13 protein-coding genes are annotated in these 16291 nt (G+C 53.7%); 5 read left to right on the forward strand and 8 right to left on the reverse strand.

Going from position 1 to position 16291, the window contains the following annotated elements; all coding sequences use genetic code 11:
- The first annotated feature begins 60 nt into the window (after positions 1 to 60).
- The 4 genes from AC07NP_RS07345 (at position 61) to folA (ending at position 4570) form a co-directional block, all read left to right on the forward strand.
- On the forward strand, positions 61 to 1386 hold the full coding sequence (locus AC07NP_RS07345) for an MFS transporter (RefSeq protein ID WP_494660025.1): 1326 nt from the start codon (positions 61 to 63) through the stop codon (positions 1384 to 1386).
- 120 nt (positions 1387 to 1506) lie between these two features.
- The gene (gene kefF, locus AC07NP_RS07350) at positions 1507 to 2037 is read left to right on the forward strand and encodes a glutathione-regulated potassium-efflux system oxidoreductase KefF (protein WP_494660026.1); all 531 of its coding nucleotides are present in this window, start codon (positions 1507 to 1509) and stop codon (positions 2035 to 2037) included.
- Entirely contained in the window at positions 2030 to 3892 is a 1863-nt protein-coding gene (gene kefC, locus AC07NP_RS07355; RefSeq protein WP_494660027.1) for a glutathione-regulated potassium-efflux system protein KefC, read from the forward strand. Before kefF ends, kefC begins: the two co-directional genes overlap by 8 nt.
- Before the next feature lie 198 nt (positions 3893 to 4090).
- Positions 4091 to 4570, forward strand: coding sequence for a type 3 dihydrofolate reductase (gene folA, locus AC07NP_RS07360; protein ID WP_203358958.1), 480 nt, complete (start codon positions 4091 to 4093; stop codon positions 4568 to 4570).
- 93 nt (positions 4571 to 4663) lie between these two features.
- Here the strand turns inward: folA and apaH are convergent, their stop codons facing one another.
- Genes apaH through lptD form a run of 6 tightly spaced genes read right to left on the reverse strand, consistent with a single transcriptional unit; the run spans position 4664 to position 11422 of the window.
- Positions 4664 to 5512 (reverse strand): bis(5'-nucleosyl)-tetraphosphatase (symmetrical) ApaH, encoded by an 849-nt coding sequence (gene apaH, locus AC07NP_RS07365; RefSeq protein ID WP_203358957.1) that lies wholly within the window; start codon positions 5510 to 5512, stop codon positions 4664 to 4666.
- A 10-nt stretch (positions 5513 to 5522) separates the two neighbouring features.
- On the reverse strand, positions 5523 to 5900 hold the full coding sequence (apaG, locus tag AC07NP_RS07370) for a Co2+/Mg2+ efflux facilitator ApaG/CorD (RefSeq protein WP_192611047.1): 378 nt from the start codon (positions 5898 to 5900) through the stop codon (positions 5523 to 5525).
- Between the two features lie 2 nt (positions 5901 to 5902).
- A complete protein-coding gene (rsmA, locus tag AC07NP_RS07375; protein WP_192611048.1) occupies positions 5903 to 6724 on the reverse strand; it encodes a 16S rRNA (adenine(1518)-N(6)/adenine(1519)-N(6))-dimethyltransferase RsmA in 822 nt (273 codons plus the stop codon).
- Positions 6721 to 7710: a 4-hydroxythreonine-4-phosphate dehydrogenase PdxA gene (gene pdxA / locus AC07NP_RS07380; RefSeq protein ID WP_494660028.1), complete on the reverse strand. Its 990-nt coding sequence runs from the start codon at positions 7708 to 7710 to the stop codon at positions 6721 to 6723. The genes rsmA and pdxA overlap by 4 nt, the downstream gene beginning before the upstream one ends.
- Positions 7710 to 8996, reverse strand: coding sequence for a peptidylprolyl isomerase SurA (gene surA, locus AC07NP_RS07385; RefSeq protein ID WP_192611050.1), 1287 nt, complete (start codon positions 8994 to 8996; stop codon positions 7710 to 7712). Before surA ends, pdxA begins: the two co-directional genes overlap by 1 nt.
- Before the next feature lie 53 nt (positions 8997 to 9049).
- Entirely contained in the window at positions 9050 to 11422 is a 2373-nt protein-coding gene (gene lptD / locus AC07NP_RS07390) for an LPS assembly protein LptD (RefSeq protein ID WP_494660029.1), read from the reverse strand.
- 332 nt (positions 11423 to 11754) lie between these two features.
- Here lptD and djlA point away from each other — a divergent pair, with 332 nt between their 5' ends.
- On the forward strand, positions 11755 to 12567 hold the full coding sequence (gene djlA, locus AC07NP_RS07395; RefSeq protein WP_494660030.1) for a co-chaperone DjlA: 813 nt from the start codon (positions 11755 to 11757) through the stop codon (positions 12565 to 12567).
- A gap of 53 nt (positions 12568 to 12620) precedes the next feature.
- On the opposite strand, the gene rluA is transcribed toward djlA, so the two are convergent.
- On the reverse strand, positions 12621 to 13280 hold the full coding sequence (rluA, locus tag AC07NP_RS07400) for a bifunctional tRNA pseudouridine(32) synthase/23S rRNA pseudouridine(746) synthase RluA (protein ID WP_494660031.1): 660 nt from the start codon (positions 13278 to 13280) through the stop codon (positions 12621 to 12623).
- A gap of 11 nt (positions 13281 to 13291) precedes the next feature.
- On the reverse strand, positions 13292 to 16198 hold the full coding sequence (rapA, locus tag AC07NP_RS07405) for an RNA polymerase-associated protein RapA (protein ID WP_494660032.1): 2907 nt from the start codon (positions 16196 to 16198) through the stop codon (positions 13292 to 13294).
- Positions 16199 to 16291: the final 93 nt, after the last annotated feature.

Consider the following 16291-nt stretch of genomic DNA (forward strand, 5'->3'; position numbering starts at 1 on the left):
GCCGGATAAGACGTTTCTCGTCGCCATCCGGCAATATTGCCGATGAAACAGGAAATAGCCATGCAGCAGCCCAGGAATTTTGATGACCTCAAATTCTCATCTATTCACCGCCGTATCATGCTGTGGGGAAGCGGTGGGCCTTTTCTGGATGGATATGTACTCGTCATCATCGGCGTTGCCCTGGAGCAATTGACCCCGACATTGGGCCTGGATGCCGAGTGGATCGGTATGCTCGGCGCCGCGACGCTGGCTGGGCTGTTTGTCGGTACTTCGCTGTTTGGCTATATTTGCGACAAGGTCGGACGTCGCAAAATGTTCCTTATCGATATCGTCGCCATTGGGGTGATATCGGTGGCGACCATGTTTGTCTCTACACCGTTTGAACTGCTCATCATGCGCGTGCTGATTGGGATTGTGATAGGCGCAGATTATCCCATCGCCACCTCGATGATCACCGAGTTTTCCAACACTCGCCAGCGGGCGTTTTCCATCGGTTTTATTGCCGCCATGTGGTATGTGGGCGCGACCTGCGCCAATCTGGTCGGTTACTGCTTATATGACGTTGAAGGCGGCTGGCGCTGGATGCTTGGCAGCGCTGCGATTCCGTGCCTTATCATCCTGATTGGCCGTTTTGACCTCCCGGAGTCCCCGCGATGGCTGCTACGCAAAGGGCGGGTGGAAGAGTGCCAGAAGATGATGATCAAACTGTTTGGCGAACCCGTCGTTTTTGATGATGAACCGCCTAAGGAAACCCGCTTCCTGCAGTTGTTCAACCGCCGCCATTTTCCGTTTGTGCTTTTCGTGGCGGTTATCTGGACCTGCCAGGTGATCCCGATGTTTGCCATCTACACCTTTGGTCCGCAGATAGTCGGGTTGCTCGGCTGGGAGCAGGGGCGGAGTGCGGCATTAGGAAACGTGGTGATCAGCCTCTTCTTTATGCTGGGCTGTGTTCCGGCCATGTTCTGGCTGAACAGCATCGGTCGCCGCCCGTTGCTTATCGGCAGCTTTGCGATGATGACGTTCGCCCTGGCGCTGCTTGGGTTTATCCCCAATTTAGGGATCGGTCTGGTGGTGGTGGCGTTTGCGGTCTATGCGTTTTTCTCCGGTGGGCCGGGTATTTTGCAATGGCTTTACCCCAACGAGCTGTTTCCCACTGACATTCGCGCTTCTGCGGTCGGTGTGATCATGTCGCTCAGCCGTATCGGGACGGTGGTCTCCACCTGGGCGTTACCGATTTTCATCACCCGCTACGGAATTAATAACGTGATGCTGATTGGGGCACTGATTTCGCTGATAGGTCTGGTTGTCTCCGTCATGTTTGCCCCGGAAACGCGTGGCCTGACGCTGTTGCAGACAGGGAATATGAAAATTCGCGGTAAGCCATAAGCGGCCGGAACCACTCGTTCAGAATTCTCATCCTGACCGCTCAAGAATATTGACTATAAGCCTGGTGAATAACTGACTACACTCTGTGGTAAAAGAGTGTCGCAAAATAACAGGCTAATCATGATTCTTATCATTTACGCGCATCCCTATCCGCACCATTCGCATGCGAATAAGCGGATGCTCGAACAGGCAAGGACGCTGGACGGTGTAGAAATTCGCTCTCTTTACCAGCTCTATCCCGACTTCAATATCGATATCGCCGCAGAACAGGAAGCGCTATCCCGCGCTGACCTGGTCATCTGGCAACACCCGATGCAGTGGTACGGCGTTCCCCCCTTGCTTAAACTCTGGATGGATAAAGTCCTTTCTCACGGCTGGGCCTATGGGCACGGCGGAACCGCGCTTCGCGATAAACACCTGATGTGGGCCGTCACCACGGGCGGCGGCGAAAGCCATTTTGATATTGGCTCACACCCGGGGTTTGACGTGCTTTCTCAACCTCTGCAGGCCACTGCAATTTACTGCGGATTGACCTGGCAGCCGCCGTTTGCTGTGCATTGCACCTTTATTTGCGATGACGAAACGTTGCAGGCGCAGGCGCGTCACTACAAGCAGCGGTTGATGGAATGGCAGGAGGCGCACAATGGATAGTCACACGCTAATACAGGCGTTAATTTATCTGGGTTCTGCGGCGCTGATTGTGCCGATTGCTGTGCGGCTTGGCTTAGGGTCGGTGCTGGGGTATCTCATTGCCGGATGCATTATCGGCCCCTGGGGATTACGCCTGGTGACAGACGCCGAATCTATCCTGCATTTTGCTGAGATTGGCGTGGTGCTGATGCTGTTTGTTATCGGCCTTGAGCTGGATCCGCAGCGTTTGTGGAAACTGCGGGCCTCTGTGTTTGGCGGCGGCGCTTTGCAGATGGTGGTTTGTGGCGGCCTGATTGGGCTGTTCTGTATGTTCCTCGGTCTGCGCTGGCAGGTTGCAGAGCTGATTGGTATGACGCTGGCGCTCTCCTCGACGGCCATCGCCATGCAGGCGATGAACGAACGTAATCTGACGGTTTCCCAAATGGGGCGTAGCGCCTTTGCGGTGCTGCTGTTCCAGGATATCGCGGCGATTCCGCTGGTGGCGATGATTCCCTTGCTGGCGGCCAGCGGTGCAGCCACGACTCTGGGGGCGTTTGCGCTTTCTGCATTAAAAGTCGCAGGTGCTCTGGTGTTGGTGGTGTTGCTGGGGCGCTATGTTACGCGTCCGGCGCTGCGTTTTGTGGCTCGCTCAGGCCTGCGGGAAGTCTTCAGCGCCGTGGCGCTGTTCCTTGTTTTCGGCTTCGGATTGCTGCTGGAAGAGGTGGGGCTCTCAATGGCAATGGGCGCGTTTCTGGCTGGCGTGCTGCTGGCGAGTTCAGAATACCGACATGCGCTGGAAAGCGATATTGAGCCGTTTAAAGGGCTATTGCTGGGGCTATTTTTCATTGGCGTCGGCATGTCGATCGATTTTGGCACGCTGATTGATAACCCGCTGCGTATCGTCATTCTGCTGGTGGGATTCCTGGTCATTAAAATGGGTATGCTGTGGCTGATTGCCCGACCATTGCAGGTTCCGAACAAACAACGTCGCTGGTTTGCCGTATTATTAGGGCAGGGGAGTGAATTTGCGTTTGTGGTGTTTGGGGCGGCGCAAATGGCGAATGTGCTGGATCCTGAATGGGCCAAAGCGCTGACGCTGGCGGTGGCACTCTCTATGGCGGCGACGCCGATTTTGCTGGTGCTGCTGACCCGGATGGAAAAATCCGCGGCCGAAGAAGAACGTGAAGCTGATGAAATTGATGAAGAACAACCGCGGGTGATCATCGCCGGGTTCGGGCGCTATGGTCAGATAACCGGTCGTTTGCTGTTGTCGAGCGGGGTGAAAATGGTCGTCCTCGATCACGACCCTGACCATATTGAGACGCTGCGTAAATTTGGTATGAAGGTGTTTTACGGCGATGCGACGCGCATGGATTTGCTGGAATCTGCGGGGGCTGCAAAAGCAGAGGTGTTAATTAACGCCATTGACGATCCGCAAACCAGTCTTGAGCTGACTGAAATGGTGAAGACCCATTTCCCCAGTCTGCAAATTCTTGCCCGCGCCCGCGATGTCGATCACTACATTCGTTTGCGACAGGCCGGGGTGGAGATGCCGGAACGTGAAACCTTTGAAGGCGCGTTAAAGACCGGGCGTCTGGCGCTGGAAAGTTTAGGATTAGGCCGTTATGAAGCGCGTGAGCGCGCGGACTTGTTCCGCCATTTCAATACGCAAATGGTTGAAGAGATGGCAATGGGGGAAAATGACGCAAATGCCCGCGCGGCCGTCTACAAACGCACCAGTGCAATGCTGAGTGAAATCATCACCGAAGATCGCGAACATTTGTCTTTAATTCAACGCCATGGCTGGCAAGGCACGGATGAAGGTAAACATACGGGCGACGTTGCCGATGAGCCGGAAGTGAAACCGTCAGCATAAGGTAAAAAATGTGATGTTCTGCAAACTTTACTGCTAATTGACTGTTTTTAAAATACTGTAAGGCTGGCACTCCACTTTAAATCAGTGGGGTCGCCAGCAGAACGGAAAATTTTCGTGCTCATCTTCTTTCCGCCAGTCGACGAAAGATTACGCTTTCCGTATAGTGGCGACAATTTTTTTGCATCCGGGAATTATTCAATGATCAGTCTGATTGCGGCGTTAGCGGTAGATCGCGTTATTGGCATGGAAAACGCCATGCCGTGGAACCTGCCTGCCGATCTCGCCTGGTTTAAACGTAACACGTTAAACAAGCCTGTCATTATGGGACGTCACACCTGGGAATCCATCGGTCGACCGCTGCCAGGGCGTAAGAATATCGTTATCAGCAGCCAGCCAGGCACTGACGATCGTGTGCAGTGGGTGACCTCTATTGACGACGCGGTGGCAGCCTGTGGTGATGCGCCAGAGATTATGGTGATTGGCGGTGGCCGTGTTTACGAGCAGTTCTTGCCGAAAGCGCAAAAGCTGTATCTGACGCACATTGATGCCGAAGTTGAAGGGGATACGCATTTCCCGGACTACGAGCCTGATGACTGGGAATCGGTATTCAGTGAGTTTCATGACGCCGACGAGCAGAACTCACACAGCTACTGCTTCGAAGTTCTGGAACGCCGGTAAGACTGATAAGCGACGCGTTATCAGAGAATCAGGCGCAGAGTGCCGGATGACGACGCTGACGCGTCTTATCCGGCCTGTATTCCTGTTGCGCGATTACGACGCCACCGCTTCATGTCCGCCAGGATTTCGGTGGCGGTTTGATGGCTGCACAAAATATTTTTTATCTTCCCAACGCAGGCAGGTTAAGTCACCGCCCCAGCAGCATCCTGTATCCAGCCCGTAAATACCCTCTGGCGTGCCTCTTCCTTCCAGTGAGGCCCAGTGTCCGAAAGCAATGCTGTACGCTTCGCTAACCGGTCCCGGAATGGCAAACCAGGGCTTCAGCGGCGCCGGTGCGTTTTCCGGTGACTCTTTGCTGTACATATCCAGTTGACCGTTCGGAAAACAGTAGCGCATGCGGGTAAACGCGTTGGTGATAAAACGCAGCCGCGCCAGCCCTGTTAACTCCGGTGTCCAGTTGTTTGGCATATCGCCGTACATTGAGTCCAGAAAGAAAGGGTAAGAGTCGCTGGATAAGACCGCTTCGACATCGCGTGCGCACTCTTTGGCGGTGTGTAGATCCCACTGTGGTGTGATGCCCGCGTGGGCCATGACCAGTTTCTTCTCTTCATCAACCTGTAATAGCGGCTGACGACGCAACCAATTGAGCAGTTCGTCTGCATCTGGCGCTTCCAGCAGCGGGGTAAGTCTGTCTTTGGGTTTATTGCGACTGATGCCAGCAAAGACGGCCAGCAAATGAAGGTCGTGATTGCCCAGCACTAAGCGAACGCTGTCACCCAGTGATTTAACGTAGCGCAGCACATCCAGAGAACCGGGACCACGGGCGACCAGATCGCCCGTCAACCATAAGGTGTCATTCCCTGGGGTAAATTCTACTTGTTCTAACAATGCGATCAGTTCGTCGTAGCAACCGTGAACGTCGCCAATGAGGTATGTTGCCATCGCTCTAGTTTTAATGAATGAGTGTAGGAACAGCGAGTCGAAATACGGGGATATCGATCGTAAAGGCGACGCCATTTTCGTCGATCATTTCGTAATGACCCTGCATGGTGCCCAGCGGCGTTTCAATGACGGCACCGCTGGTATACTGATATTCTTCACCAGGCGCGATGTGTGGCTGTACGCCAACCACACCTTCACCCTGTACTTCAGTTTCACGGCCATGACCATTGGTAATCAGCCAGTAGCGACCTAACAGCTGTACTGGCGCTCGCCCCAAATTGCGGATGGTCACGGTATATGCAAAGACGTAACGTTCATCATCAGGTGCGGACTGCGCCTCAATATAGACGCTTTGTACCTGAATACACACTCGGGGCGAATTGATCATGCTTAACTCTCCTTCGACGGCGGGTTCTCTGACAGATAGTTCGCCATCTTGCAGTATTGCGCGACAGAAATATTCTCTGCCCGCATTGCCGGGTCAACGCCCAGTTCGATCAGCAGCTCAACGCTAAACAAATTACCGAGGCTGTTGCGAATCGTTTTGCGACGCTGGTTAAAGGCTTCGGTAGTAATACGGCTCAGTACGCGAACATCTTTGACCGGATGCGGCATCGTTGTATGCGGTACCAGACGTACGACGGCAGAATCCACTTTAGGCGGCGGTGTGAAGGCCGATGGCGGCACTTCAAGAACCGGGATCACCTGACAGTAATACTGCGCCATGACGGTTAATCGACCATACGCTTTACTGTTTGGTCCTGCAACCAGACGGTTCACAACCTCTTTTTGCAGCATAAAGTGCATGTCAGCAATGGCATCAGTATAGCTAAAGAGATGGAACATCAACGGTGTGGAGATGTTGTAGGGCAGGTTGCCAAACACACGCAGCGGCTGCCCCATTTTTTCGGAAAGCTCGCCAAAATTCATGGTCATGGCATCTTGCTGATAAATCGTCAGCTTCGGCCCCAGGAACGGGTGTGTTTGCAGACGTGCAGCCAGATCGCGGTCGAGTTCGATGACCGTGAGCTGATCCAGGCGTTCGCCTACCGGCTCCGTCAGTGCTGCCAGTCCAGGACCGATTTCGACCATGGCCTGACCTTTCTGCGGGTTGATAGCAGAAACGATACTGTCGATCACAAACTGATCGTTGAGAAAGTTTTGCCCGAAGCGTTTACGGGCTAAGTGGCCCTGATGGACTCTATTATTCATTGAGTATTAACAATCATTTTGATGGCGAGATTAAGCGCCGTAATAAAACTGCCGACATCGGCTTCTCCACGACCCGCGAGTTCAAGCGCGGTGCCGTGATCAACAGATGTGCGAATAAAGGGTAGGCCCAACGTGATATTCACGCCGCGCCCAAAGCCCTGGTATTTTAGCACGGGAAGACCCTGATCGTGGTACATTGCCAGAACAGCATCGGCACTATCGAGGTATTTAGGCTGAAATAGCGTATCGGCGGGCAGTGGGCCGCTTAAAAGCATACCCTGCGCACGTAGCGCATCCAGCACCGGAATGATCGTATCGATCTCTTCCGTTCCCATATGACCGCCTTCTCCGGCATGCGGATTCAAACCACATACCAGAATATGCGGATCGGTCAGGCCAAATTTCAGGCGCAGGTCGTGATGCAAAATACCGATCACCTCTTGCAGCAGGGCAGGCGTAATCGCATCGGCAACGGCTCTGAGCGGCAGATGCGTGGTGACCAGCGCAACGCGAAGTTCTTCGGTTGCCAGCATCATGACCACTTTCTTTGCCTGTGAGCGTTCTTCTAAAAACTCCGTGTGTCCGGTAAATGGCACGCCAGCATCATTAATGATGCCTTTGTGAACCGGGCCGGTCACCAGCGCCGCAAATTCGCCCTGCAGACAACCATCGCAGGCGCGAGCCAGCGTATCCACCACATACTGCCCATTTTCGACCGCCAACTGACCTGCTGAGACCGATGCACGCAGTGCGACAGGCAAGAGGGTCAGCGTGCCTGCTGACTGGGGCCTGGCTGGAGAGTGGGGCGAATAAGGGAGTAGTGTGAGCGGTAAACCGAGCATGGCTGCTCGGTCTGTTAATAGCGTGGCATCGGCACAGACGACGAGTTCTACCGGCCACTCACGCTGTGCAAGCTGGACAACCAGGTCCGGACCAATCCCGGCGGGTTCGCCGGGAGTGATGACAACACGTTGTGTTCTGCTCATTAATTGCTCAGAATTTTAACGTATGCGCTGGCGCGCTGTTCCTGCATCCAGGTCGCTGCTTCTTCCGAGAATTTACGGTTCATCAGCATGCGATAGGCTCTGTCTTTCTGGGCTGCGTCGGTTTTATCAACGTTACGTGTATCCAACAGTTCGATCAGATGCCAGCCAAAGGAAGAGTGCACTGGGGTGCTCATCTGGCCTTTGTTCAGTCGGGTCAGCGCATCACGGAAGGCAGGGTCGAAAATGTCCGCCGCAGCCCAGCCCAAATCGCCGCCCTGGTTGGCAGAACCCGGATCCTGAGAGAACTCTTTCGCAGCGGCGGCAAACGTGGTTTTACCACTCTTGATGTTCGCAGCGATCTCTTCCAGTTTCAGGCGCGCCTGTTGATCGGTCATGATCGGCGACGGTTTCAGAAGAATATGACGGGCGTGAACTTCAGTCACCGAAATGCTCTGGCTCTGGCCACGCATATCATTCACTTTCAGAATATGGAAACCGACACCTGAACGAATCGGACCGACGATATCGCCTTTTTTCGCTGTGCTCAGTGCCTGAGCGAAGATACCCGGCAGTTCCTGAATTCGACCCCAGCCCATCTGGCCGCCATTCAGCGCCTGTTGGTCAGCAGAATGGGCGATGGCCAGTTTGCCGAAATCAGCGCCGCTTTGCGCTTGCTCAACGACAGAACGCGCCTGGCTTTCGGCTTCGTTCACCTGGTCGGAGGTTGGGTTTTCCGGCAGCGGAATCAGAATATGGCTCAGGTTCAGCTCGGTGCTGGCATCGTTTTGTTTACCGACCTGCTGGGCGAGCGCATCAACTTCCTGCGGTAGAATCGTTACACGACGGCGTACTTCGTTGTTACGCACTTCAGTAATGATCATCTCTTTGCGGATCTGGCTACGGTAGGTCGAGTAGTTCAGACCGTCGTAAGCCAGACGGCTACGCATCTGATCCAGCGTCATGTTGTTCTGCTTGGCAATGTTGGCGATGGCTTGATCCAACTGCTCGTCAGAGATTTTGATGCCCATTTTCTGGCCCATCTGCAGCATAATCTGATCCATGATCAAACGTTCAAGGATCTGATGGCGCAGCGTAGCGTCATCCGGAAGCTGTTGACCCGCCTGACCCGCGTTGAGTTTTACTGACTGCATTAACCCATCGACGTCACTTTCGAGTACGACGCCGTTATTGACGACGGCTGCGACTTTATCGACTACCTGCGGGGCAGCGAAACTGGTATTCGCGATCATGGCGATACCGAGAAGCAGCGTTTTCCAGTTCTTCATACTTTTTCCATTTCAATTAACCGCAATGCGGATTACGTGGTAAATCAATCAGATCACAAAGAGTTCTGGTACGGCAGAATGTTCGAGCGCAGCATCTCTTGCGTGCCGAGGCCATAGTTGGAGCTCAGGCCACGCAGCTCGATGTTAAAGCCGATCACGTTGTCATAGACAGACTCTTGTTTGTCACTATCCCAACCGTTCAGCTTACGTTCGTACCCGAAGCGCAGCGCATAGCAGCAGGAGTTATACTGTAGAGCGAGCATCTGGTCGGCAGCTTTATTCACATTGGTGTCATAATAGTAGGCGCCAACAATGGACCACCGGTCAGCAATCGGCCAGCTCGCCACCATACCGACCTGATTAATCCCGTCTTTGTACTGTGGGGCATTCCAGTGAGTATCGTCACTATTTTTGGGCAATGTTGCCTGAATATATTCCGGGCTGGCATACCGGTAGTTCAGTTGCACCAGGCGATTTTCATCCCGACGGTATTCAATGCTGCTGCTGCTGGTCGCCACGCTGTCCAGACGCGTGTCATATTGCACCCCACTGCGTAAACCCCAACGATCGGAAATACGCCAGTAGGTGTCGCCCGCCCACACCAGTGAGCCCGTTTCGTCATCGTTCTCCCATTTAATGTTGTCATCGCCAGTGCGAGACTCCGTGAAATAGTAGATTTGACCCAGAGAAACGTTAAAACGTTCAACGGCAGCGTCATCATATACACGAGATGTGACGCCGGTCGTGACCTGGTTTGCAGAAGCGATGCGGTCCAGTCCGCCATAAGTCCGGTCGCGGAACAGGCCAGAATAGTCAGACTGCAGTAAAGACGAATCGTAGTTGTAGATACCACTCTGGTCACGGAACGGCACATACAGATACTGCGCGCGCGGCTCCAGCGTCTGGGTATAACCTGGGGCGAAGGTGGCCATGTCGCGTTCAAAAATCATCTTACCGTCGACTTTGAACTGCGGCATCACACGGTCTGCGGACTCATCCAGCTTATTCAAATTCTTGGGATTGTTATTGTACGAATCCAGATTGGTCTGTTGGTAGTGGGTTGCCATCAACTTGGCTTCCGTATTGATACTGCCCCACTGATTCGACAACGGCAAATTGATGGTCGGTTCGATGTGCAGACGAGTTGCTTCCGGCTGATCGTCTTTGGTGTTAACAAAATGCACTGCCTGACCGTAGACACGCATATCAAAAGGACCGACGTCATTCTGATAGAGGTTAACGTCTAACTGTGGTTCCGCCGAGTAACTGCTGGTGCTCTGATCGCTAAAGACCTGGAATTGTTTGGTCGACACGGTGGCGTCAAAGTTTTCCACCGCATAGCCAACGCTAAATTTCTGCGTCGCATAGCCGTCAGTACTGGAACCGTACTTGTTATCGAAGTCATTGAAATATTGTGAGTCGCTGACCTTGGTATAGTTGACGTTGAAACGCCATACCTGGTCCATGACACCTGAGTGTTGCCAGAAGAACAACCAGCGGCGCGAGTTGTCATCGTTAGGATTTTCGTCACTATAGACATCATCGGAGTTCAGGTAGTCAAACTCCATCAAACCGGCGCCCGCATGGGTGAGGTAGCGGAATTCGTTCTCCCACATAATGCCGCCACGGCGGTGCATATAATGTGGTGTGATCGTGGCGTCCATATTGGGCGCGATGTTCCAGTAATACGGCAGATAGAACTCAAAATAGTTATTACTGCTGTACTGCGCATTCGGGATCAGGAAGCCTGAGCGGCGTTTATCGCCAACCGGTAACTGCAAATACGGGCTATAGAAGACCGGAACAGGGCCGACTTTAAAACGGGCGTTCCAGATTTCCGCCACCTGTTCTTCGCGGTCGTGGATAACTTCACTGCCCACCACGCTCCAGGTGTCAGCGCCGGGTAAACAGGAGGTGAAGCTACCGTTTTCAAGGATGGTATAACGGTTTTCGCCACGCTGTTTCATCAGGTCCGCTTTACCACGCCCCTGACGACCGACCATCTGATAGTCGCCTTCCCACACGTTAGTGTCTTTGGTATTCAGGTTCGACCAACCTTTCGGTCCCTTCAGGATGACCTGGTTGTCATCATAATGGACGTTACCCAGCGCATCGACAGTACGAACGGGCTCGGGGAGGCCTTGCGCTTCTTTCTGATGGAGTTGTACCTCATCAGCCAGAAGGCGACTATTGCCCTGGGCGATATCCACATTACCGGTAAACACCGCGTCATCAGGGTAGTTCCCTTTGGCGTGATCGGCCGTAATGGTAACGGGTAGCTCGTTCGTCTCGCCCTGCACCAGTGGACGGTTATAGCTCGGCACACCCAGCAAACACTGTGAGGCGAGATCGGCTGCGGCGCCCTGCTGGCTATAAAGGGCGCTGGCAATCATGGTGGCCAGAAGAGTGGGAATACGTTTTTTCATACGTTGTATTTATTGTTCCATCATCGGTAGCGTTGCGCGTGACAAACGGTCAGAGACTAACGTACTCATCTTCACTGCGCTAGTGTTAATCCTGTCCGTTTTATACCCGCCATCTTCCTGGCTGCATCGTTTTTGGCGGTACGTTATCGCCGTGTTGCAACTCGAAATCCAATGGATATAGCGTCTGTGGTGTTAGGCACGGCATTGAATGACAGGTATGATAATGCAAATTATAGGCTATGTCCCACAATTGACCGTAGCGTTGATTACCGTAAAAGCACCTTATATTGTGGGACATAGCCTCACTGACCGCGTAAAGATTTGGGGAGTCTATGCAGTACTGGGGAAAAATAATTGGTGTCGCCGTGGCTCTAATGATGGGCGGAGGCTTCTGGGGCGTGGTTTTAGGCCTGCTGGTCGGGCATATGTTCGACAAAGCCCGCAGTCGCAAAATGGCGTGGTTTGCGAACCAACGTGAGCGTCAGGCGCTGTTTTTTGCCACGACTTTTGAAGTCATGGGACACTTAACCAAATCGAAGGGGCGCGTCACCGAAGCCGATATTCATATCGCCAGTCAGTTGATGGATCGGATGAATTTGCACGGTGAATCGCGTACAGCGGCGCAACATGCCTTCCGCGTCGGAAAATCAGACAATTACCCATTACGTGAAAAAATGCGCCAGTTTCGTAGCGTCTGTTTTGGGCGATTCGATCTGATCCGCATGTTTCTGGAGATTCAGATTCAGGCGGCGTTTGCCGATGGCACTTTGCATCCGAACGAGCGGGAAGTGCTGTATGTCATCGCCGAAGAGTTAGGGATTTCCCGCACGCAGTTTGACCAGTTTCTGCGCATGATGCAGGGCGGGGCACAGTTTGGCGGCGGATATCAGCAGCAATCTGGCGGCGGATGGCAACAGGCGCAGCGAGGACCGACGCTGGAAGATGCCTGTAATGTACTCGGCGTGAAAGCTGGCGACGATGCGACGACGATCAAACGCGCCTATCGTAAGCTGATGAGCGAGCATCATCCTGACAAACTGGTGGCGAAAGGTCTGCCGCCAGAGATGATGGAGATGGCGAAGCAAAAAGCGCAGGAAATTCAAAAGGCGTATGAACTGATTAAGGAACAAAAAGGGTTCAAGTAATCCGTGATGCCGGATAGCAATGCGTTGCACGCTATCCGGCAGTCAGACCGACATTAAAAATCTGCCGGGGCTTTGAAGGTCATGCTGTTACCGTAAGCGGGATGCGTAATGGTGAGCATTTCGGCATGCAGTAACAAGCGTGGCGCCATCGCCAGCGCTTCCGGGGGCGCATAAAACCGGTCGCCTAAAATAGGATGCCCGAGTGCCAGCATGTGTACGCGTAGTTGATGAGAACGCCCGGTAATCGGTTTGAGGACGACCCGAGCGGTATTATCCGCCGCGAAATCCACCACTTCATACCCAGTTTGGGCCGCTTTTCCCGTCTCATAACACACTTTTTGTTTTGGCCGGTTCGGCCAGTCACAAATCAGCGGTAAATCGACCACTCCCTCGCTGGGCGCGGGATGCCCCCACACACGCGCAACATACTGCTTTTTCGGTTCACGCTCGCGAAACTGGCGTTTGAGTTCACGCTCAGCCGCTTTCGTGAGCGCCACTACAATCACGCCGCTGGTCGCCATATCAAGACGATGCACCGACTCTGCCTGCGGGTAATCGCGTTGGATACGCGTCATCACGCTGTCTTTGTGCTCTTCCTGACGACCCGGCACAGACAACAAGCCGCTCGGCTTGTTGACCACCATAATGTGTTCATCCTGATACAGGATAACCAGCCAGGGATCCGTCGGCGGATTGTAGTTTTCCATTCCCATTTTCAGCTCCGTTATTGATGCGTGACGACAATAAGGCGCAACGCATCCAGACGCCAGTTCGCCTGATCAAGGCTTTCCAGAATCTGCTGACGATTTGTCTCGATAGCCGTCAGTTCGTCATCACGGATGTTAGGGTTGACGGCGCGCAGCGCTTCCAGACGTGACAACTCTGCGGAGAGTTTTTCATCGGCTTCGCTACGTGCGGCATCGATCAACGCACGGGCGGATTTTTCTACCTGCGCTTCACCCAATTGTAAAATCGCGTGGACATCCTGCTGAACCGCATTGACCAGCTTACTGCCGGTGTGACGGTTCACGGCGCTTAACTGGCGGTTGAAGGTTTCGAACTCAACCTGTGCCGCCAGATTGGTGCCGTTTTTGTCCAGCAACATACGGACCGGCGTTGGCGGCAGGAAGCGGTTAAGTTGCAGCTGTTTCGGTGCCTGGGCTTCCACCACATACACCAGTTCAACCAGCAACGTACCGACCGGCAATGCTTTGTTTTTCAACAGGGAAATCGTACTGCTGCCGGTATCGCCCGACAAAATCAGATCCAGACCGTTACGGATCAGCGGGTGTTCCCAGGTCACAAACTGCGCATCTTCGCGCGACAGCGCCACGTCGCGCTCGAAGGTAATGGTGCAGCCATCTTCAGGTAAACCCGGGAAGTCCGGCACCAGCATGTGATCGGAAGGGGTCAGAACAATCAGATTCTCACCGCGATCGTCCTGATTAATACCTACGATATCAAACAGGTTCATGGCAAACGCAATCAGGTTGGTATCGTCATCCTGCTCTTCAATACTTTCGGCCAACTGTTGCGCTTTTTCACCGCCGTTAGAGTGAATTTCGAGCAGACGGTCACGACCCTGCTCCAGTTGTGCTTTCAGTGCTTCATGCTGTTCGCGGCAGGATTTGATCAGTTCGTCAAAGCCATCGCTGTTTTCAGGCGCGGCCAGGAAGGTGATCAGATCGTTATAAACCGTGTCATAGATGGTGCGCCCGGTCGGGCAGGTGTGCTCAAACGCATCCAGACCTTCGTGATACCAGCGAACCAGTACCGACTGCGCGGTTTTTTCTAAGAAAGGAATGTGGATCTGAATATCATGCGCCTGACCAATACGATCCAGACGACCAATACGCTGTTCCAGCAGGTCCGGGTTGAATGGCAGGTCAAACATTACCAGGTTGCTGGCGAACTGGAAGTTACGGCCTTCGGAACCGATTTCAGAACAGAGCAGAACCTGAGCGCCGCTGTCTTCTTCCCCAAACCAGGCGGCAGCGCGGTCGCGCTCAATAATCGACATGCCTTCGTGGAATACGGCGGCGCGAATACCTTCGCGTTCGCGCAGAACCTGCTCCAGCTGTAATGCGGTGGTGGCTTTCGCACAAATCACCAGCACTTTCTGCGAGCGATGGCTGGTCAGGTAGCCCATCAGCCATTCAACGCGGGGATCGAAGTTCCACCAGGTTCCCGTATCGCCTTCGAATTCCTGATAAATCTGCTCCGGGTAGAGCATGTCGCGGGCTCTGTCTTCCGCGCTTTTACGTGCGCCCATAATCCCGGAGACTTTAATCGCCGTTTGATACTGCGTTGGCAGCGGGAGTTTAATGGTGTGCAGTTCGCGTTTCGGGAAGCCTTTAACACCGTTACGGGTGTTACGGAACAGCACGCGGCTGGTGCCATGGCGGTCCATCAGCATGGAGACCAGTTCCTGACGGGCACTCTGTGCGTCTTCACGATCGCTGTTGGCGGCTTGCAGCAGCGGTTCGATATCCTGCTCGCCAATCAACTCGCCGAGCATATTGAGTTCGTCATTGCTCAGCTTATTGCCTGCCAGCAGCATCGCAACGGCATCCGCAACCGGACGGTAATTTTTCTGTTCTTCGACAAATTGCCCGAAGTCGTGGAAACGGCTTGGGTCCAGCAGACGCAGACGCGCGAAGTGGCTTTCCATCCCCAGTTGTTCCGGCGTTGCGGTAAGCAGCAGGATCCCCGGAACGCGTTCCGCCAACTGTTCGATAGCGGCATATTCACGGCTGGGCGCATCTTCACTCCACACCAGGTGGTGCGCTTCATCGACAACCATCAGATCCCATTCGGCGTCGCACAGGTGTTCCAGGCGTTGCTTACTGCGACGGGCGAAGTCCAGCGAGCAGATAACCAGTTGTTCGGTTTCAAACGGGTTATAGGCGTCATGCTGGGCTTCTGCGTAACGTTCATCATCAAACAGCGCGAAACGCAGATTAAAACGACGCAGCATTTCAACCAGCCACTGATGTTGTAATGTTTCAGGCACGATAATCAATACGCGCTCTGCCGCACCGGCCAACAATTGCTGATGCAGGATCATCCCCGCTTCAATGGTTTTTCCCAGACCGACTTCGTCCGCTAACAGCACGCGCGGGGCGTGGCGACGGCCAACGTCATGAGCGATATTGAGCTGATGCGGGATCAGGCTGGTACGCTGACCGCGCAGACCGCTCCACGGCATACGATACTGTTCGCTCTGAAATTTACGGGCGCGATAGCGCAGCGCAAATCGGTCCATACGGTCGATTTGACCGGCAAACAGACGATCCTGCGGTTTACTGAAGACCAGTTTACTGTCGAGCAGCACTTCACGTAGCATGACGCCCGCTTCTTCGCTATCAAGACGAGTACCCACGTAGGCAAGCAGACCGTTTTCTTCTTTTACTTCATCGATTTGCAACTGCCAGCCTTCATGGCTCGTAATCGTATCACCGGGATTAAACATCACGCGGGTCACGGGGGAGTCACTACGCGCATACAGACGGTTTTCACCTGTAGCCGGGAAAAGTAAGGTGACGGTTCGCGCATCCATCGCAACAACAGTTCCAAGTCCCAGTTCGCTTTCTGTATCGCTGATCCAGCGTTGACCAAGTGTAAAAGGCATATGTGTTTGGCTCTATATCTTTAATTGCAGGCAATAATCACCCACTGCCAGGCTAAAGTGGCAGCAGTGTTATATGGGTCCAGGAGTGGAAAG

Source organism: Citrobacter sp. GW821-FHT07H02 (genome assembly GCF_059418505.1).